This window comes from Paenarthrobacter aromaticivorans (assembly GCF_019038615.1).
Taxonomy (GTDB): Bacteria; Actinomycetota; Actinomycetes; order Actinomycetales; family Micrococcaceae; genus Arthrobacter; species Arthrobacter aromaticivorans.
Genome location: NZ_JAHOPC010000006.1, coordinates 182,435 through 201,237 on the forward strand (window position 1 = coordinate 182,435; position 18,803 = coordinate 201,237).

The 18,803-nt window shown below is 61.9% G+C and carries 16 protein-coding genes; 14 read left to right on the forward strand and 2 right to left on the reverse strand.

Annotated elements, in window-relative coordinates; all coding sequences use genetic code 11:
- The first annotated feature begins 9 nt into the window (after nucleotides 1-9).
- A complete protein-coding gene (gene rimI / locus KSW38_RS11915) occupies nucleotides 10-513 on the forward strand; it encodes a ribosomal protein S18-alanine N-acetyltransferase (protein ID WP_216925129.1) in 504 nt (167 codons plus the stop codon).
- Nucleotides 510-1,625 carry a tRNA (adenosine(37)-N6)-threonylcarbamoyltransferase complex transferase subunit TsaD gene (tsaD, locus tag KSW38_RS11920; RefSeq protein WP_216925130.1) on the forward strand — a complete coding sequence of 372 codons (1,116 nt, stop codon included), beginning with the start codon at nucleotides 510-512 and terminating at the stop codon, nucleotides 1,623-1,625. Before rimI ends, tsaD begins: the two co-directional genes overlap by 4 nt.
- A gap of 10 nt (nucleotides 1,626-1,635) precedes the next feature.
- Here tsaD and KSW38_RS11925 read toward each other — a convergent pair whose 3' ends face one another.
- Nucleotides 1,636-2,787: a glutamate--cysteine ligase gene (locus KSW38_RS11925; RefSeq protein ID WP_216925131.1), complete on the reverse strand. Its 1,152-nt coding sequence runs from the start codon at nucleotides 2,785-2,787 to the stop codon at nucleotides 1,636-1,638.
- Between the two features lie 186 nt (nucleotides 2,788-2,973).
- Here KSW38_RS11925 and KSW38_RS11930 point away from each other — a divergent pair, with 186 nt between their 5' ends.
- The 3 genes from KSW38_RS11930 to KSW38_RS11940 are packed head-to-tail and all read left to right on the forward strand — an operon-like array spanning nucleotide 2,974 to nucleotide 5,133.
- Nucleotides 2,974-4,113, forward strand: coding sequence for a GTP-binding protein (locus tag KSW38_RS11930; RefSeq protein ID WP_216925132.1), 1,140 nt, complete (start codon nucleotides 2,974-2,976; stop codon nucleotides 4,111-4,113).
- A 45-nt stretch (nucleotides 4,114-4,158) separates the two neighbouring features.
- Nucleotides 4,159-4,281: a type B 50S ribosomal protein L36 gene (gene ykgO / locus KSW38_RS11935; protein WP_011775528.1), complete on the forward strand. Its 123-nt coding sequence runs from the start codon at nucleotides 4,159-4,161 to the stop codon at nucleotides 4,279-4,281.
- Nucleotides 4,282-4,320: 39 nt separating this feature from the next.
- Nucleotides 4,321-5,133, forward strand: coding sequence for a shikimate 5-dehydrogenase (locus KSW38_RS11940; RefSeq protein ID WP_216925133.1), 813 nt, complete (start codon nucleotides 4,321-4,323; stop codon nucleotides 5,131-5,133).
- 6 nt (nucleotides 5,134-5,139) lie between these two features.
- Here KSW38_RS11940 and KSW38_RS11945 read toward each other — a convergent pair whose 3' ends face one another.
- Nucleotides 5,140-6,366: a THUMP-like domain-containing protein gene (locus tag KSW38_RS11945; RefSeq protein ID WP_216925134.1), complete on the reverse strand. Its 1,227-nt coding sequence runs from the start codon at nucleotides 6,364-6,366 to the stop codon at nucleotides 5,140-5,142.
- 67 nt (nucleotides 6,367-6,433) lie between these two features.
- Between KSW38_RS11945 and KSW38_RS11950 the strand changes: the two genes are divergently transcribed.
- From KSW38_RS11950 to guaB, 9 genes are all read left to right on the forward strand, one after another.
- Nucleotides 6,434-6,862, forward strand: coding sequence for a hypothetical protein (locus KSW38_RS11950; protein ID WP_223946522.1), 429 nt, complete (start codon nucleotides 6,434-6,436; stop codon nucleotides 6,860-6,862).
- Between the two features lie 191 nt (nucleotides 6,863-7,053).
- Nucleotides 7,054-7,350, forward strand: coding sequence for a co-chaperone GroES (gene groES, locus KSW38_RS11955; RefSeq protein WP_011775524.1), 297 nt, complete (start codon nucleotides 7,054-7,056; stop codon nucleotides 7,348-7,350).
- Between the two features lie 84 nt (nucleotides 7,351-7,434).
- A complete protein-coding gene (groL, locus tag KSW38_RS11960; protein ID WP_216925135.1) occupies nucleotides 7,435-9,048 on the forward strand; it encodes a chaperonin GroEL in 1,614 nt (537 codons plus the stop codon).
- Between the two features lie 309 nt (nucleotides 9,049-9,357).
- Nucleotides 9,358-11,031 (forward strand): response regulator transcription factor, encoded by a 1,674-nt coding sequence (locus tag KSW38_RS23680; RefSeq protein ID WP_216925136.1) that lies wholly within the window; start codon nucleotides 9,358-9,360, stop codon nucleotides 11,029-11,031.
- 168 nt (nucleotides 11,032-11,199) lie between these two features.
- Nucleotides 11,200-11,526, forward strand: a complete 327-nt coding sequence (locus KSW38_RS11970; protein WP_216925137.1) for a hypothetical protein — start codon at nucleotides 11,200-11,202, stop codon at nucleotides 11,524-11,526.
- A gap of 35 nt (nucleotides 11,527-11,561) precedes the next feature.
- Nucleotides 11,562-12,671, forward strand: a complete 1,110-nt coding sequence (locus tag KSW38_RS11975; protein WP_216925138.1) for a flavin-containing monooxygenase — start codon at nucleotides 11,562-11,564, stop codon at nucleotides 12,669-12,671.
- Nucleotides 12,672-12,818: 147 nt separating this feature from the next.
- Nucleotides 12,819-14,921: an acyltransferase family protein gene (locus tag KSW38_RS11980; protein ID WP_216925207.1), complete on the forward strand. Its 2,103-nt coding sequence runs from the start codon at nucleotides 12,819-12,821 to the stop codon at nucleotides 14,919-14,921.
- The gene (locus KSW38_RS11985) at nucleotides 14,918-17,005 is read left to right on the forward strand and encodes an acyltransferase family protein (protein ID WP_216925139.1); all 2,088 of its coding nucleotides are present in this window, start codon (nucleotides 14,918-14,920) and stop codon (nucleotides 17,003-17,005) included. Before KSW38_RS11980 ends, KSW38_RS11985 begins: the two co-directional genes overlap by 4 nt.
- 264 nt (nucleotides 17,006-17,269) lie before the next feature.
- Complete coding sequence (guaB, locus tag KSW38_RS11990; RefSeq protein WP_216925140.1) at nucleotides 17,270-18,781, forward strand: IMP dehydrogenase; 1,512 nt, start codon at nucleotides 17,270-17,272, stop codon at nucleotides 18,779-18,781.
- Nucleotides 18,782-18,803: the final 22 nt, after the last annotated feature.

The window sequence follows — 18,803 nt, forward strand, 5'->3', positions numbered from 1 at the left end:
AGGGGAACGATGAAACTTTCACCCAAACTTGAGCTCGCAGGAGTTTCGCTGCGGGACATGACCGAGGCTGATGTCCCGGCCGTGGAAGCCTTGGAACGTCGACTGTTCCCCGTGGATGCCTGGCCCCTGCAGATGTTCTTCGACGAGTTGTCCCAGCCCGAAACACGCCGCTATGTGGTGGCCGAGGTTGAGGGCCAGATCGTGGCATACGCCGGCTTGATGTGCATCGAGCCGATCGCGGACGTCCAGACGATCGCCGTCGTTCCCGAATTTGAAGGCAAAGGCATTGGTTCGGCCATCCTGACCGAACTGATTGAAGAGGCCCGGCGGCGTCGCGCGGCGGACGTCCTCCTGGAGGTGCGCGCGGACAACCCCCGTGCACAGCAGTTGTATCTGCGCTTCGGATTCGAACAGATCCACGTCCGTCCCCGGTACTACCGGGATGGGACGGACGCGTTGATCATGCGCCTGCCCCTCACCGAGCCACATTCCACAGAAGGAGCCAACGCGTGAGCGGCCCTTATCCCGAACAGCCGAAGCAGCCTTTGGTGCTGGGCATCGAATCGTCCTGCGACGAAACCGGCGTCGGAATCGTGCGCGGTACAACGCTGCTGACCAACACGGTGTCTTCCTCCATGGACGAGCACGTGCGCTTTGGCGGCGTCATCCCCGAGATCGCTTCGCGCGCCCATCTGGATGCCTTTGTCCCCACGCTCCAGGAAGCGCTGCATGAGGCGGGAGTGACCCTGGAGGACGTCGATGCCATTGCTGTCACCTCCGGCCCCGGCCTGGCGGGCGCCCTAATGGTTGGAGTCTGCGCCGCGAAGGCACTGTCCGTCGCTACGGGCAAGCCGCTCTACGCGATCAATCACCTCGTAGCGCATGTTGGCGTGGGGCTGCTGGATTCAAAGCCCGACGCCGGTGCTGCCGCCGGCCAGTTGCCGCAGAACCTCGGTGCACTTCTGGTTTCCGGTGGCCACACGGAGATCCTGCGTATCCGCAGCATCACAGATGACGTGGAACTCCTGGGGTCCACCATCGATGACGCCGCCGGTGAAGCCTACGACAAAGTTGCCCGGATTCTGGGCCTTGGCTACCCGGGTGGTCCAGCCATCGACAAACTCGCACGCCAGGGCAATCCCAAGTCCATCCGCTTTCCGCGCGGCCTCACGCAGCCCAAATACATGGGCACCGCGGAGGAAAAGGGACCGCACCGCTACGACTGGTCCTTCAGCGGCCTGAAAACCGCGGTGGCCAGATGCGTGGAGCAATTCGAAGCCCGCGGTGAGGAAGTACCTGTAGCCGATATCGCGGCGGCATTCCAGGAAGCCGTAGTGGACGTCATCAGTTCAAAGGCGGTCCTGGCGTGCAAGGAGCACGGGATTACTGACGTGCTCCTTGGTGGAGGCGTTGCTGCCAACTCGCGGCTGCGTGAATTGACCGGTCAACGGTGCGTGTCTGCGGGCATCAAGCTGCACGTGCCGCCGCTGGATCTCTGCACGGACAACGGTGCCATGGTGGCAGCCCTTGGTGCTCAACTGATCATGGCCGGAATCGGGCCCAGCGGAATAGCGTTCGCGCCGGATTCCTCTATGCCCGTTACTACGGTGTCGGTGGCTGCGTAGCTCCACTCAATTATGCGTCGGGGCCTTTGCGCATCTGTTGCACGAGGTCCATGACCACTGCTTGCAGGTCCCCGTTGTGTTCGGCGGCCACGCGACGCTGGCGTTGGTAGCTGGCGCCGCGTTCGATGATCTTCATGACGTCGGCCAGTTCTTGAGAGCATCCGAGCTTGGCTGCCACGGGTTCCAAGCGGGCGACGGTTTCTGCGAGGTGCTCGGTGACCAATTGCTCGTTGCCCTTGGCATCCAGGATGATGATGGCTTCCATGCCATAGCGGGCGGCTCGCCACTTGTTTTCCTGGACGTGCCAAGGCGGCATGGTGGGGATGCTGCCGCCGGCGTCGAGGATGGAGGAGAACTCGTCCACGAGACACTGCGTCAGTGCGGCGATCGCGCCCACTTCCTCAAGGGTGGCGAGGCCATCGCAAATGCGCATCTCGATAGTGCCCAGGTTGGAAACAGGCCGGATGTCCCAGCGGATTTCAGAGATGGCGTCGATGACACCCGTGGTGAACATGTCCTGGACGTAGGACTCGTATGCTTCCCAGGTTTCGAACTGGAACGGCAGGCCAGCGGTGGGGAGCTGTTGGAACATGAGGGCCCGCTGGGATGCGTAGCCGGTTTCTTCGCCGGCCCAGAAGGGGCTGGAAGCGGACAGTGCCTGGAAGTGCGGGAAGTAGTTGACCAGGCCGTCCAGAATGGGGAGTACTTTGTCCCGGCGATCGATGCCCACGTGGACGTGGACACCATAGATGACCATTTGGCGTCCCCACCATTGGGTCCGCTCGATCAGCTTGGCGTAGCGCTCCTTGTCGGTGACCGGCTGAAGCAGGGGAGGGCTGAAGGGATGGCTGCCTGCGCAGAACACCTCCACTCCCATGGGGTCGGTGACTTCGCGGACAGCGGCGAGGGAGCGGCTGAGGTCCTCTTTGGCTTCCTTGACCGTTTCGCAGATTCCGGTAACGAGTTCCACCGTGTTCAGGAGCAGTTCGCGCTTGATGTGGGGGTGTTCGTCGTCTTCGTTGAGGTCCGGATGGTTCGCGGCGACACCCTTGAGGACGTCGTTCGCGACTGAGACCAGTTCTCCGGTGCGTGCATTGACGAGCGCCAACTCCCATTCCACACCCAGTGTCGATTGCCTGGATGGCGCAAACTCAATCTGCACGTAGTCCCCTCGTTGCTTGTTTCTGCTGGACTTTCTGCTGGACGCAACCCGCTGCGGGGCCGTCAGCGGTCGGCTCAAGTCTAGTGCAGGCGGAGCATGGCTGATTGCGGACAGGTTGAAGTTAAGCGTCGTGACACCCTCCACAATTAATTGCTAATGAGAATGATTTGCATCTATAATCTTTCCATGCACCTCACCGTTGTCAGCTCCCTGGACAGTCAGTGCCGCGAAGCGGCCACCGCCCGGCTTCGCCGAACCCACACGAACTCCGTCGTAGTCCTTCACGACCTCTTGGATGGTTCCTTGGTCATGCGGCGCGTATACAGGGGAGGTCAGTTGTTTGAGCGTGAAACCACCGTTCTGGAGCACGGCTGCCTCAGCTGCACGGTCAAGCTGGATGTAGTACCGACGGCGGAACGCCTCGCCGCGTGCGGGTTCGACCACGTGGTTTTGGGCCTACCCCCTGGCGTCGCAGCAGGGATGGCAGTCGCAGAACTCCGGCGCGGCCTCAGCCAGCCAGCCGTCATGGACAACGCCATCCTGGCTCTGGACCCTGTGGATCTTGACGATCACATCTGGGACCGCCACACCCTTTTTGAATCCGGCTTCACATCGATGCCGGAGGATGACCGAACTAGCGGCGAGTTCCTTATCGGCGAGTTCGGGCACGTTGACACTGTCATGTTGCATCCCGGCCTGGGGGCGGAGTTGTCCGGCAATCCCCGCCTGGGATCCGAAGAATGGGTCACTGGCGTGGAGCTGCTGGGCCAGCTCGCACCACACGCCGCAGCAATCGGTGCAGACGATGACTTCAGGTCGGGCTGCTTCGACGGCGCCGAAGCAGCCGCACGTACCAGGCCCGGCGTCGTGCGTCTGCCCTTGGACGATGAGACCGGTTCCTTCCGGACAGTCCTCCATAAAGCGGGGCGGCCGCTGCACCCTGGCCGGTTCCGTGAAGCACTTCCCCAACTCGCGGCCGGAACCCACTGGCTCCGCGGACGTTTGTGGATCGCCTCGGCCGCCAAGACACGGATTGCGGTACAGGGAATTGGTCCCCGCGTGTGGCTTGAGAGCACCGGGACCTGGCTGGCGGACGCACCCACCGTAGCCCGCAACGGCAAGGTGGGAGCCGACGTCGACGCCGTCCTGGACTGGCACCCGAACTATGGCGACCGCGGAACGGTCCTGGCCATTACCGGACGCTCCGAGGACATCGACCCCCAGGAAATCCGCGCCCTCCTGGAGGGCTGCCAATTGACCGAGGCCGAGATGGAACTCGACTTTGGCGTGTGGGAGGACCCCCTGGATCTCAGTGAAGCCCTCTAACCCAGCCACCCGAAAGCCCATCCACCAACAAGAAGGAGAAGAAACATGAAGGTCAGGAACTCACTGCGTGCCCTCAAGAAGATTCCGGGCGCACAGATAGTCCGGCGGCGTGGGCGCACGTTCGTCATCAACAAGAACAACCCGCGCATGAAGGCCCGCCAGGGCTAACCGCGCGGCAGCGAAAAGAGGCCGTTGTTTAATGGGTGAATGCCAATCCTGAACAAAGACATGTCCCTGTGCATTTCGCTCGCGGCCAGGCCCAGCAACATCGGGACCCGGTTCCACAATTATTTGTACGACCTACTCGGACTGAACTTTGTCTACAAGGCATTCGCCCCGGCGGACATCACTCTTGCAGTGGCTGGCATCCGCGGCCTCCCCATCAGGGGAGCCGCGGTGTCCATGCCCTACAAGGAAGCTGTCATCCCGCTTGTGGACGTGATGGATCCCTCGGCAAAGGCCATTGACTCGGTCAACACAATTGTCAACAACGACGGCGTCCTCACCGCCTACAACACCGACTACATCGCGATCGCCCGGCTCCTGAAAGACCACAAGGTTCCCAACAGCCACACAGTGCTGCTGCGCGGAGCCGGAGGAATGGCGAAAGCGGTGGCCGCAGCTCTCCGCGATGCAGGCTTTACGTCCGTGACCATCGTTGCCCGTAACGAAACCACGGGCCGTGCGCTCGCGGGCCTTTACGGTTTCGGCTGGCAGGACGACGTCAATGGATCAACAGCGGACCTCATCATCAATGTCACGCCCCTGGGCATGGCTGGTGCGGACGAAAGGGCACAGTCCTTTGACGACGCCACCATTGCCGCCGCGAAGATAGTGTTCGACGTCGTTGCCCTCCCCTCGGAGACGCCGCTCATCACGGCTGCCCGTCAAGCAGGCAAGCCGGTGATCACCGGAGCCGAAGTTATCGCGATCCAGGCTGAAGAACAATTCGTCCTGTACACGGGCGTCCGCCCGAGTGCTGAGCAGGTCCGCGAAGCCTCGGAGTTCTCCCGCCGCTGACGGAGCCTAGAACGTCACGGGCTCCACAACCACGGCCACTCTTTCCTCGCCAATCCTGGTGAGGACCAGGGTGGCCGTCTTTGCGTGCTTGGTGTCGCGCTTGGATGGAAGCAGTTGTTTCCGCAGTTCCTCCGGAGTGACTGCCGTGCCGCGCTTCTTGATGTCCAGCACCGTGATGCCGTTCGCTTTGACCCAGGCTTTGAGCGCCTTCACGTTGTAAGGCATCACTTCCAGCACCTTGTATGCGCGGGCAAAGGGGGAGTCGTGGAGTTCCGGGGCGCAGATGTAGGCGATATGTTCATCCACCAGGTGCCCGCCAAAACGTTCTGCTACGTCGGCCACCAGGCCTGCGCGGATGACCGCCCCGTCCGGTTCGTAGAGGAACCCTTCAACCGGCCCGACGGCGGCTACCGGGCCGCCGTCGAAATCCTCGCCGCTGGTGAGTTCAGCAGCGCCCTGGGAACTGATGACAAGTGCCGCGCGCCGTACCCCGCGCCGGGCCACCGTGTTGAACCATAGGGTGACCTCAGTGACGTCGCCGCCTACGGAGACCCACTGGGCTTCGCAATTCGCCGGAACCGAGTCGTGTGGCATCCCGGGACCCATCTTGACGCCCACCGCCCGGCCGCCCGCAGCCAGCCCTTCAACGAACGACAACGGGGGAGAGAACGCTTCCGGATCCCAAATCCTCTTGGTCCCGGACGTTGAGGTTGTGCGTCGTGCGGGATCCAGCCACACGCCGTCGATGCCGTCCAGGTCAACTGATGTGGCGTCGGAATGCACCACTGTGGCGTGCGGGAAGGGCATGAGGTTGATGGTGGCGCAGGCGGCAGTGGTTTCATCCATTTCCACGGCGGTCACGGCAATATCCATCGAGGCCAAGGCCATGGAGTCCGCTCCGAGGCCGCAGCCGAGGTCGGCTACGTGGGAGATGCCGGCCTTGGCAAAACGCTCGGCGTGCCGGGCTGCGACGTTGAGGCGGGTTGCCTGCTCAAGTCCGGCCTGGGTGAACAGCATCTGCCGGGCGAACTCGCCGAACTTGGCCTCGGCGCGGGTCCGGAGGCGGGACTGCGTCAATACCGCAGCCACGAGTTCGGGGGAGTGGCCTGCTTTCCGGAGGTCGGCGTTAACGCTGAACGAATCGGCTTCGCGGTACGGCCCCAGCGAGGCAAGAAGTTCCCATCCTTCAGTGGTCAGCAAGGGTGCGATCTGTTCCTGCGGTGCGTGAGACATGGGATCAAGCCTAACGGCGCGCGCCCTGACGCAGTGAGTTGGGAATCGGCCCGATAGGGTTGTTTTCATGGAAGACAACGCAGCTCCGCAGCCCTCCGATACGAACAACCCGGGCGGGAACCACTCCGCTGGCCCAGGAGCTCCAGAGCATTCCTCCGGCCGATCCCTTGTGGCGTTTGCCCGTCCTGCCTTGATCGCAGGGGCCGTGATCGCTGTAATCTGCATCGGCCTGCTGATCGTCATCTTCGCCTTGGACTCTTTCAACGCAGCGGCATACTCCGTCACAGGCAAGAGCGTGAATGACGCTACGGATGAAGCCCGCGATATCCGTGACCTCTACAGCGGGGCCCGCATTGGCGGGATTATCGCCTTGGTAATTTCCGGCGTCGTGGCCCTGGCGGCCGCCGTCGTGCTGTATTTGAACCGCGGATCGGCTCCCACAGATGAGGACGACGACGGCGAAGACTACGATCTGGATGACCTCACCGGCCGGTAGCGGGAGTTCACCTAGGACGAAATTCTGGCACTCGCCTTGACCGAGTGCTAACGCTTACATAGAGTCTTGTTAGCACTCTCCCCCGGAGGGTGCTAATAACGCCAGGCGTCCACCGGCACCGCGACGACGGTTGCACGCCACGGCACCCTAGTTCTTAGTCCATGAATCAGCTCATGAAAAGGAGAGTCCGAGTGTCGGTCTCGATTAAGCCTCTTGAGGATCGTATTGTTGTTCGCCCGCTCGAAGCAGAGCAGACCACGGCTTCCGGCCTGGTAATTCCGGACTCCGCACAGGAGAAGCCGCAGGAAGGCGAAGTTGTTGCAATCGGCCCCGGCCGCTTCGATGACAACGGCAACCGCGTTCCGGTTGACGTAGCTGTTGGCGACGTCGTTATCTACTCCAAGTACGGTGGAACCGAAGTCAAGACCGGCGGCAACGAGTACCTCGTTCTGTCCGCCCGCGACGTCCTTGCGATCGTCGTAAAGTAACTTCCTGGAGCCCCGCACCGCAGCCGCGTTGGAATCATTCCGACCCTCTGCGGTGCGGGTTTTCTGTCTTGAAAGGACACAACCATGGCAAAGCAGCTTGCTTTTAACGATGCTGCCCGCCGGTCTCTTGAGGCCGGTATCGACAAGCTCGCCAACACTGTCAAGGTGACGCTTGGCCCGCGCGGCCGCAACGTCGTGCTGGACAAGAAGTGGGGCGCTCCCACCATCACCAACGATGGCGTGACCATCGCCCGCGAAGTTGAGCTTGACGACCCCTACGAGAACCTTGGTGCCCAGCTGGCCAAGGAAGTAGCCACCAAGACCAACGACGTCGCTGGCGACGGCACCACCACCGCTACGGTGCTGGCGCAGGCACTGGTCAAGGAAGGCCTGCGCAACGTTGCTGCTGGTGCCGCTCCTGGCGAAATCAAGCGTGGCATCGAGGTTTCCATTGAAGCCATCGCAGCCCGCCTCCTGGAGAACGCAAGCGAAGTGCAGGGCACCCAGGTTGCCAACGTTGCTGCTATTTCCGCACAGAGCGACGAAATTGGCGAACTGCTGGCCGAGGCGTTTGGCAAGGTTGGCAAAGATGGCGTCATCACCATCGAAGAATCCTCCACCACCCAGACCGAACTCGTCCTCACCGAAGGCATGCAGTTCGACAAGGGCTACCTTTCCCCGTACTTCGTCACTGACGCAGAACGCCAGGAAGCTGTCCTCGAAGACGCCTTGATCCTGATCAACCAGGGCAAGATCTCCTCCCTGCAGGAATTCCTGCCGTTGCTGGAGAAGGCGCTGCAGGCCTCCAAGCCGCTGTTCATCATCGCCGAGGACATCGAAGGCGAAGCCCTGTCCACGCTGATCGTCAACCGCATCCGCGGCACGCTGAACGTTGTAGCTGTCAAGGCCCCGGGCTTCGGCGACCGCCGCAAGGCCATGCTCCAGGACATCGCGACGCTGACGGGCGCCCAGGTTGTTTCCCCTGACCTTGGCCTATCGCTGGACACTGTTGGCCTCGAGGTACTGGGTACGGCACGCCGCATCACGGTCACCAAGGACAACACCACCATCGTTGATGGCGCCGGAACCGAGCAGGACGTTGCCGACCGCGTGGCCCAGCTGCGCGCCGAGCTCACCCGCACGGACTCCGACTGGGACCGCGAGAAGCTGCAGGAGCGCCTTGCCAAGCTGGCTGGCGGCATCGGCGTTATCAAGGTTGGCGCAGCCACCGAGGTTGAACTGAAGGAAAAGAAGCACCGCATCGAGGACGCCGTTTCCTCCACGCGTGCAGCCCTTGAAGAAGGCATCGTTTCCGGTGGCGGTTCCGCCCTCATCCACGCCCTCAAGGCACTGGACGAGTCCCCGGCCGTCAAGGCCCTGGAAGGCGACGCAGCGGCAGCTGTTGGCATCGTCCGCCGTGCCTTGATCCAGCCGCTGCGCTGGATCGCCCAGAACGCTGGCTTCGACGGCTTCGTCGTCGTTTCCAAGGTCTCCGAACTCGAAGCCAACCACGGCTTCAACGCCAAGTCCGGTGAGTACGAGGACCTGATCGCCGCCGGCGTGATCGACCCCGTCAAGGTCACCCGCTCCGCACTCCGCAACGCCGCTTCCATCGCTGCCCTGGTTCTCACCACCGAGACCCTGGTTGCCGAAAAGCCGGCTGAGGAAGAAGACGCACACGCAGGCCACCAGCACTAACAGCCTGTTCGAAAAAGCCCTGGTCACTCGTGGCCAGGGCTTTTTTCTGCCCTCTTGGGCTGCCCGAGCGCCGGCTTTCAGTGTCCGCTTGTGGCGTCCTGACCTTCTTTGAGCCCCGGGCAGTCGCCATGCAACCGAAAAAGGATGAAATCAGGGCTTCCAGACTTCAAAGATGGTCAGGGACCCACACGGCTCGCCAAGGATGCGTGGACCCATTGTGGGCTTACGACGGCGGCGGTACCCTGACGCTAGTACGGCCGCTTGGGTGCGCCAACCGGGTTGCTCCCGGTCGCAGAATGAGTGTGGACTATGCCCGTTACAGCCTTGGATCTGGGACGCTCGGCGTTCTCCGAGCACCGCTGGGGCGATGCACTTGACTGCCTTGCCCGGGCAGACGCCGAGGGCGGATTGCCACCCCAGGACATTGAAGTCGCGGCCTCCGTGGCAATGCTGTTGGGCAAGGACTCCGAAGGCGTCGCCTACCTGACACGGGCGCACGACGAATACCTCACTGTAGGAGACATGGCTGCCGCCGCCCGTTGCGCAGCGTGGCTGGTGCTGTTCCTCATGGACCTCGGAGAACCGTCCCGCAGCTCGGGCTGGATGTCCCGGGCAAAACATCTAGTGGAAGAACTGGACGAGCCCACCGAAGCTGAAGGCTATCTCCTGATTCCGTCGGCGCTCGGAGCGTTGTACGGGGGAAATCCTGAAGCAAGCAACGAGCTCTTTGGCCGCGCCCTGGCTGTGGGGGAGCGGTTCCACGATAAGGACCTCATGGCCCTTGGACAGCTGGGTCTGGGCACCGCCAGCATCACCCTTGGATTCCCGGACAAAGGCTTGGAGATTCTGGACGAAGTCATGGTCTCCGTGACGGCAGGGGAAGTGTCGCCCATCCCTTCAGGCATCATCTACTGCGCCGTTATCGGCAGCTGCCGCCTTGCCTTCGACGTCCAGCGAGCTCATGAATGGACCGCAGCCTTGCAACGCTGGTGCGGGGATCGTCCCGACATGGTGATGTTCAGTGGGCAGTGCCAGTCCCACAGGGCAGAGCTGTTCATCCTCCATGGCGCCTGGGATGACGCCATGGCTGCCGTCCACATTGCCCAGGACCGTTCGCGCCGCGGCGATCCGGAAGCGGCTTGGGGTGCGTGGTATCTGCAGGGCGAGATCCTGCGTCTGAAGGGCCGGTTCGATGAGGCCAGTGAGGCGTATGCCAAGGCCGCAGAGACCGGCTTCGAAGCCCTCCCCGGGCTCGCGCTGGTACTGGCAGGCCAGCAAAAAGTGTCCCAAGCCCAAGCAATGTTGCGCCGTGCGATGTCAGGCTCGGACCCCGCCAACCGACGGCGGCTGCTTCCCGCCGTCGTCGACGTCGAGCTTGCCGCTGGTGATCTTAAGGCGGCAAGGGCGGCGGTTGACGAGCTGGCGGCCCCGGTCCCGGAAACGGGCAGGCCCCTGGAACGGGCACTTGCGGCGCAGGCGGAAGCCCAGGTCCTGCTCGCAGAGGGCAATGCGGCCGCAGCACTTGTGGCCTCCAGAAAGGCATGGCGGCTCTGGTACAGCCTCGAGGCACCTTATGGTGCCGCCACATGCAGGGTACTGACGGGTCGCGCGTGTTCGGAACTGGGCGATCCCGACTCCGCCGCCATGGAATTCGAAGCGGCTATGGCCGAGTTCGCTGAACTTGAGGCAGCGCCAGCCGTCACTGAAGTGCTGGCGCTAAGTGCGGGAATCGGCATGGCGGGAGACGCCAGGAATGGTTCCACGCGCACTGCCGGTGACCTGACCGCCCGTGACCTGACCGCCCGTGAACTGGAAGTCCTGCGGCTTGTCGCCGATGGAAAAGCCAACAAGTCCATTGCCCGGGAACTGTTCCTGAGCGAAAAGACCGTCGCCCGCCATGTCAGCAACATCCTCAGCAAACTTTCCTTGCCATCCAGGGTTGCTGCGACCAGATACGCCTTTGAACACCATTTAGCCCACTGATGCTCTCTCACATCCCACAGCTTTTCCCCCGATCTTCACTCACATACCGCTGGGTTTTCCCGAACGCTCTCTCACTTCCCGGCATGCGCATAAATACCCATGCCCATTGCAGCAGGATGCGTCATTTGGCCGACGCGGTAGAGGGCGCCGGACTCATAGCTTGGGCTTATGAACATTCCACTGCTCGCCGGCTCCGTATCCACCGTGCTCTTTGCATCCAGCATGCTGCCCATGTTGTTCAAGGCAGTCCGCACCAAGGACCTGGCCTCCTACAGTTTGAGCAATATCACCCTGACCAACATCGCCAATGCCGTGCACTCCTTCTACGTCTTCGACCTTCCGGCGGGGCCAGTGTGGCTGCTGCACAGCTTCTACGTGGTGACGTCGGCACTGATGTTGGTGTGGTGCCTGCGATACCGGAAGGCTCCCGCTGAAACTCCAGCAACGCGGGGTCACTTAAGGCCCATGCCAGCCGCTGCGATGGGCCGTAAGTGACCCCGCGTTGGATTAGAAACGAGAAAGGAAAAGCCATGAAAAATGCTAGTGACCCACAGTTCGATACCGTGATCGTGGGCGGTGGCCAGGCCGGCTTGGCGCTCGGCTACTGGCTGGCCAAAGGGCACCACAACTTCGTCATCCTTGACGAGAACGCCAGGACCGGCGATTCGTGGCGCCAACGGTGGGATTCGCTTCGTCTCTTCACACCGGCCAAGTACGACGGTTTGCCGGGCGCGCCTTTCCCGGGCGACCGCCTGGCGTTCCCCCATAAGGATGAGTTGGCGGAGTACCTCGAAGAATATGCACGGCGGTTCAGTCTTCCCGTGGTTCACGGAGTCCATGTCGATGAAGTGACGCAACAGGGTGATCGCTTTCTTGTGAGCTCCGGTGATCGGTCCTGGACCGCCTACAACGTAGTGGTTGCCACCGGTGGATATCGCCTGCCCAAGCGTCCGGCATTCGCGAATGAGCTGGACCCCGGCATCGTGCAGCTTCACTCGCAGGAATACAAGAACCCCGGGCAACTCCAATCTGGACCAGTGCTCGTGGTCGGGCTCGGCAATTCCGGCGCGGAGATTGCCCTTGAAGCCAGCCGGACCCACACCACGTTGCTGGCCGGCAAAGCCAGTGGCGAAATCCCCGTTCGCCATGGACGCGCTGCAGCCCGGTTTGTCCTGCCTGTGATCCGGTTCGCAGGCCTTCACATCCTGACCCTTAACACGCCGGTTGGCCGGAAAGTGGCGCCGGCATTCAAGATGATGGCGGCACCTTTGATCCGAACGCGGACTAAGGAACTGCGTGACGCGAAGGTGGAACTGCTGCCAAGGATAACCAGCGTAAAGCAAGGTAAACCGTTGCTGGAAGAGGGCCGGACCTTGGACGTGGCGAACGTCATCTGGTGTACCGGATATCGGGTGGACTACTCGTGGCTGAAGCCCCCTTACCAAGACGGAGAGGGGACGCCGGCCCACAAAAGGGGAGTCGTGGAATCTGTTCCTGGACTCTATTTCCTCGGCCAGGAGTTCCTGTTCGCGGCCGTCTCGGCAACCCTTCCAGGAGTTGGTCGCGACGCCCATTACCTGGCTCGCCGCATCACAGCCGACCGGCAGCTGACGGCTGAGCGTCGGCCGGCCCTGACCTAGTTTCCGGGCGTCCAAACACACGTGCCTTGGCACAGGCAACGCACAGTTTCATCTTTGCAAATGCATAGTCCAACCTGAGCTAATAGACACTCGTAAGGCGGTTCCGCAGGCCGGCCCGACTGGGGCCGGCGCCCGGAACAGCGTATGATGGATGCTTTGTGCAATAGCCTTGAGGAACTGCCTAACGTGACTACATCAACGATCCGACCGCCCGCCCGTCCCAACAGGCGGGCTACCGGTCCCGTTGTAAAGTCCACCTTCCGACCCGAAATCCAGGGCCTCCGTTCCCTCGCTGTCCTCATGGTGGTGAGCTACCACATCTGGATTGGGCGGGTGTCAGGTGGGGTAGATGTCTTCCTGCTGATCTCGGCATTCCTCATGACTCTCCAGTTCACCAGCCGCTTCAAACAGCGGCGCCCGATGGACTTGCTGCGGCACTGGCTGCACTTGTTCAGGCGCCTGCTCCCGGCAGTGGTGGTTGTACTCTTCGGAACACTGGCCGCTACTTTTGCTTTCCTGCCTCCCACCCGCTGGGTGGAAGTGGTCAATCAGGCTTGGGCCTCACTTTTCTATTACGAGAATTGGCTCCTGCAGACTCTTGCGGTCAACTACTACGCAACAGATCACAGCCTGGCCAGTCCTGTACAGCACTTCTGGTCGCTTTCCATCCAAGCCCAGGTATTCATTCTCTGGCCTGTGATCTTCGCCGTGATGGCGGTCATCTGCCGCAAATTCGATCTCCGGTACCGGGCTTCGCTCGCGTACGTTTTTGCGCTCATCTTCGTCGTTTCCCTGACGTACTCCATCATCTTTACGGCGAACAACCAGGCGGTGGCTTACTTCGACACCTTCGCCCGGCTATGGGAATTCGCCCTCGGAACACTCGTTGCCTTGATCTTGCCTGCCTTGGACTTTTCCAAACCTGTCCGCGTGGCAATGGGATGGATCGGCGTTGCCGCCATGCTCAGCTGCGGCATCCTGCTGCAGGTCCAGACCGCGTTCCCCGGCTTTGTTGCGCTTTGGCCAACCCTGGCTGCCGTTGCAGTGATCGCAGCGGGACAGACTGGTAGCCGCTTCGGCGTGGATCGGATCCTGAGCTCCAAATTCCTGGTTCGGCTTGGCGATAATTCCTATGCCCTCTATCTCTGGCACTGGCCCATCCTGGTGATCGCCTTGGCTTGGAGCGGTAAGGATCATGCGGGTTGGCTTTCCGGCACAGCGATTGTGGCGTTGGCACTGATCCTGGCGTTCCTGACCACGAAGTATGTGGAGAAGCCATTCCGCGAGTGGAAGTGGCCCGAGGTAAAGCGTCGCCGCGCAGCCATCTCGATCGCAGTGTGCCTGGCCGTGGCATGCACCCCGTTGCTCGGCTTCCAGTACAAGCAGTATCTGGACCAGAAGGCCGCTGAAACGCAGGCATTCAACGACAACCCGGGAGCGCATGCCCTCCTGCCCGGGTACGTGGACCAAGTCAGCGAGGATGCGAAGACGCTCCCTACCGCAGAGCAACTACCTGAGGACTGGGCCCACCTTGGTGGGACGTGCGAGGGAGCGTCCCAGCCCGAAGACAAGACGCTGCAGGAGAACTGCCAGCAGAACGACGTGGGCGACGACGCCACCAAGAGCATTGTGGTCCTGGGTGATTCGCATGCCCAGCAATGGCTTGCGGCGCTCGGTCCCCTCGCTGAGGCTCAGCACTGGAAGGTTACGGCCCTCCTTTTGGGCGGATGCCCCTTCATGCCGGAGAACCCGGACGCTGACAAGCACTGCAATGATTTCAACTCGGCGGCTTTCAAGTACGTGGCAGCCCACACCCCGGATTCCGTGTTCATGGTGGGCACCAAGGCGGCTCCGTCGTCACCGGATGAGGAGTTGGTATACGGCTTTGAACAGTCGGTCACCAACTTCAACGACCTCGGCATCCAAGTGGTGGCCATCCGGGACAACCCACGCTACGACCACAACGTCACCGAATGTGCACTGTCCAAGGGCGTGGACAGCCCTGACTGCAAGTCTGACCTGCATGACGTCCTGGCCGCAGAGAGCCCCTTCGCCTCTGTGCAGGGAAAGTTTGGAAATGCAGCATTCCTGGATATGACAGATCTCCTCTGCAATGGTGTCCAATGCCCCAGCGTCATAGGAAATGTGTTCGTCTACCTGGACGACAACCACTTGTCCAAGACCTACGTCACCAGCATGGGTGAGATGTTCGATGAAAGGTGGTTTGCCGCGACGGGGTGGGAGCGATGAGCGAGAACGTGAAAGCAGCTGCACCTTTGGGTGGCAATTCCACCACAGCGAAGCCCACGACGGCGGAACGCACCTTCCGCCCCGAGGTCCAGGGCCTGCGGGCCCTGGCGGTGTTGATGGTAGCGGCTTACCACATTTGGCTGGGCCGGGTGTCCGGTGGTGTCGACGTCTTTTTGCTCATCTCGGCTTTCCTGATGACCCTGTCCTTTACGCGGAAGCTCGAAAACCATAAGCCCCTGAGGCTCGTGCAACACTGGCTCCACGTGTTCAAGCGGCTGCTGCCCGCCGTCGTCGTTGTCTTGTTGGCGGTTCTGACCGCAACGTGGGCTTTTGTCCCGCAGAGCCGGTGGCCGGATGTGCTCGCCGAGGCCTGGGCCTCCCTGCTGTACCGGCAGAACTGGCAGCTTGCGGACTCTGCCGTTGATTACTATGCCCAGGACCACTCCGGAGCGAGTCCCCTTCAACACTTTTGGTCCCTGTCCGTCCAGGGCCAGGTCTTTATCCTGTGGCCGCTGATTTTCGCGGCGGTGGCCCTGCTGCAGCCGCAACTGGCAAAGCTGTTCCCGGGCCGTAAGGTCATGGAACACCGGCAGCTGCTGTTCATGGCGTTCGGCCTGGTCTTTGTGGCCTCGCTGATCTATTCCATCGACCAGACGGCCAACAACCAGGCCTATGCCTATTTCGATACCCGGACAAGGCTGTGGGAATTTGCGCTGGGTTCCCTGCTGGCGCTGGCTCTCCCGTACCTCAAACCGGGACGGCGGCTTCGGGTCTTCCTGGGTTGGGCAGGGCTGGCCGCCATGCTCTCGTGTGGCTTGATCCTGACGGTGGACCGTTCCTTCCCGGGATTCGTGGCCCTCTGGCCCACGCTCGCGGCATCAGCCGTTATTGTCGCCGGCCAGAGCATCAGCCGGTTTGGTGCGGACCGCGTGCTCAGCTCAAAGCCCCTGGTCCTGGTGGGCAACAATTCCTATGCCTTGTACTTGTGGCACTGGCCTGTGCTGGTGTTCTTCCTGCTCGTCACGGAGTCCACAAGCCCCAACCTCCTGGAGGGCCTGGGCATCATGGCGGTATCCATGGTGTTGGCCGTGGCCACCACACGGTATGTCGAGGTGCCGATGCGCCGCTGGCAGTGGCCGGACGCACGGTCCTGGCGGGCCGCCGTGGTCGTTGGTTCCTGCGGTGCGCTGCTGGCGCTGCCGATGACCGCCTGGCAGGGTGCCATCGCCGCCGAAAGCGTCGCGATTGCGGATCAGCCAAAGGAACTGACGCCGGGTGCTGCAGCGCTGTCGCCTGAGTTCGCGGGCCAAGCGACTCCTAAGGCAATGATCATTCCCGCACCTTCCGCCATGAAGGATGAGTGGGCGGACATCGATGGCCTGTGTACTGGCGCGAACGTCCCGTCAGATCCTTTGCTGGCGGGTTGCCTCCAGAATGCTGAACCGGAAGTAGTGACCAAGAGGATCGTGGTCCTGGGCGATTCCCATGCCCAGCAGTACATGGCCGCCCTGGGCCCCATAGCCAAGGAGCATGGTTGGGAAGTGGTGACCCTGTTGAAGGGGAACTGCCGGTTCGGTGCCGACTCTCCTGAACGCACCAGCGACTGCAACGACTTCAACAAGGCAAGTGCCGCTTACGTCATGGAGCACAAACCCGATGCAGTGTTCACTGTGGCGTCACTGACTCATGTCACGGCCCCTTTCGAGACCGAAGTGCCCGGCTATTTGGAAGGGATCAAGCCCTTCACGGATGCAGGAATCGACGTCGTGGGTGTCCGTGACAACCCGCGGTTCAGCATCAATATGCCCGAGTGCGTGCAAAAGAAGGGGCCCGATTCGCCCGACTGTAACCCTCCTTTGGAAGATTCCCTGGCTGCATCCTCGCCCTTGGACGATTACGCGGGCAAGGTGGATCGGTTGTACTTGATGGACATGAGCGACTTCATCTGCGAGCGGGGAACGTGTCCGGCCGTGGTGGGCAATGTGTATGTCTACAAGGACGACAACCACCTCACCAAGACCTATGTACAGAGCATGATCCCGATGTTCGAGGAGCGGCTCCTCGCCGCGACGGGGTGGTCCTGAGCGCTAGCCTCGCCACCCTCAGGAGCATGGAACGCACGACGTCGGCCTGCCGCCAGTGCTATTGCTCACACTCAGGCGTCGCGGAATATGGCGATCGCCGCGAAGGTTCTACTATTTATTCAATACCCGAAGCACCTTCGCCTTGCAGTACCTCATGCACAGGCCCGTATTTTATGCACAGGCCAGTCCCGTAATGACGGGCTGGTCATCAGTTGCAACCCCTACCAGTTATAGCCCCCAGAACCCAGGTAAGAGGCCGCACTCATGACCCAGCCCGAACACGATCCCTTTGGCTTTGTAGGCCTGACGTACGACGACGTCCTGCTCCTCCCCGGACACACCGATGTGATCCCCTCTGATGCAGACACGTCCTCACGCATTTCCAAGCGAATCACGGTGCAGACGCCGTTGCTGTCCGCTGCCATGGACACCGTCACGGAGTCCCGCATGGCAATCGCCATGGCCCGCCAGGGTGGCCTGGGCGTAGTGCACCGCAACCTGTCCATCGATGACCAGGCTGAGCATGTGGACCGCGTCAAGCGCAGCGAATCCGGCATGATCACCAACCCGCTGACCATTGGCCCGCAGGCCACGCTGCAGGAACTGGACGAGCTCTGCTCCCGTTACCGCGTTTCCGGCCTTCCCGTTGTGGACACTGACGGGCGGCTTCTGGGCATCGTCACCAACCGCGACACCCGGTTCATTCCGGAATCTGAATTCCCGCTGCGAAGCGTCAGCGATGCCATGACCAAGATGCCGCTCATCACCGGCCATGTGGGCATCAGCCGCGAGGAAGCCTCGCACAAGCTGGCCACCAACAAGATCGAGAAGCTCCCCCTCGTTGACGAGCAGGGCCGCCTCAAGGGCCTCATCACCACCAAGGACTTCACCAAGGCAGAGCAGTACCCGCTGGCCACCAAGGACGATGAGGGCCGACTGCGTGTAGGTGCTGCCATCGGCTTCTTCGGCGACGGTTGGGAGCGCGCCATGAAGCTCATCGACGCCGGCGTGGACGCACTCTTCGTGGACACTGCCAACGGCCACTCCCAAGGTGTGCTGGACATGATCCGCCGCCTGAAGTCGGACCCGATTGCTGCCCACGTGGACATCATTGGTGGCCAGGCTGCCACGCGTGAAGGTGCCCAGGCCCTGATTGACGCCGGTGCCGATGGCATCAAGGTCGGTGTGGGCCCAGGCTCCATCTGCACCACACGTGTTGTAGCCGGTGTCGGCGTTCCCCAGATCACGGCCATCTACGAATCCGCGAAGGCTGCCATCCCGGCGGGCGTGCCGCTGATTGCCGACGGCGGCCTCCAGTACTCCGGTGACATCGGTAAGGCACTCGTGGCCGGCGCCGACACCGTCATGCTCGGCTCATTGCTGGCTGGTTGTGAAGAGTCGCCCGGCGAGCTCATCTTCGTCAACGGCAAGCAGTTCAAGAGCTACCGCGGCATGGGCTCCCTTGGCGCCATGCAGTCGCGTGGCAAGAACACGTCCTACTCCAAGGACCGCTATTTCCAGGCCGACGTCTCCGGTGATGACAAGCTCATCCCGGAAGGCATCGAAGGCCGCGTCGCGTTCCGTGGTCCGCTGGCATCCGTGGCGTACCAGTTGGTGGGCGGCCTCCGCCAGACCATGTTCTACACCGGCGCTCCCACGATTCCCGAGCTCAAGGCACGCGGCAAGTTCGTCCGGATCACGCCTGCCGGCCTGAAGGAATCGCACCCGCACGATATCCAGATGACGGTGGAGGCACCCAACTACGGTTCCCGCTGACCACTACCGTTCCCCGTGGACT

What these genes read in the sequence shown, in the direction of transcription:
- rimI (WP_216925129.1), top strand. Translation starts at nt 10, where the DNA reads ATGAAACTTTCACCCAAACTTGAGCTCGCAGGAGTTTCGCTGCGGGAC.
- KSW38_RS11930 (WP_216925132.1), top strand. Translation starts at nt 2,974, where the DNA reads ATGCACCTCACCGTTGTCAGCTCCCTGGACAGTCAGTGCCGCGAAGCG.
- ykgO (WP_011775528.1), top strand. Translation starts at nt 4,159, where the DNA reads ATGAAGGTCAGGAACTCACTGCGTGCCCTCAAGAAGATTCCGGGCGCA.
- KSW38_RS11940 (WP_216925133.1), top strand. Translation starts at nt 4,321, where the DNA reads ATGCCAATCCTGAACAAAGACATGTCCCTGTGCATTTCGCTCGCGGCC.
- KSW38_RS11945 (WP_216925134.1), bottom strand. Translation starts at nt 6,366, where the DNA reads ATGTCTCACGCACCGCAGGAACAGATCGCACCCTTGCTGACCACTGAA.
- KSW38_RS11950 (WP_223946522.1), top strand. Translation starts at nt 6,434, where the DNA reads ATGGAAGACAACGCAGCTCCGCAGCCCTCCGATACGAACAACCCGGGC.
- groL (WP_216925135.1), top strand. Translation starts at nt 7,435, where the DNA reads ATGGCAAAGCAGCTTGCTTTTAACGATGCTGCCCGCCGGTCTCTTGAG.
- KSW38_RS23680 (WP_216925136.1), top strand. Translation starts at nt 9,358, where the DNA reads ATGCCCGTTACAGCCTTGGATCTGGGACGCTCGGCGTTCTCCGAGCAC.
- KSW38_RS11970 (WP_216925137.1), top strand. Translation starts at nt 11,200, where the DNA reads ATGAACATTCCACTGCTCGCCGGCTCCGTATCCACCGTGCTCTTTGCA.
- KSW38_RS11975 (WP_216925138.1), top strand. Translation starts at nt 11,562, where the DNA reads ATGAAAAATGCTAGTGACCCACAGTTCGATACCGTGATCGTGGGCGGT.
- KSW38_RS11980 (WP_216925207.1), top strand. Translation starts at nt 12,819, where the DNA reads ATGGATGCTTTGTGCAATAGCCTTGAGGAACTGCCTAACGTGACTACA.
- KSW38_RS11985 (WP_216925139.1), top strand. Translation starts at nt 14,918, where the DNA reads ATGAGCGAGAACGTGAAAGCAGCTGCACCTTTGGGTGGCAATTCCACC.
- guaB (WP_216925140.1), top strand. Translation starts at nt 17,270, where the DNA reads ATGACCCAGCCCGAACACGATCCCTTTGGCTTTGTAGGCCTGACGTAC.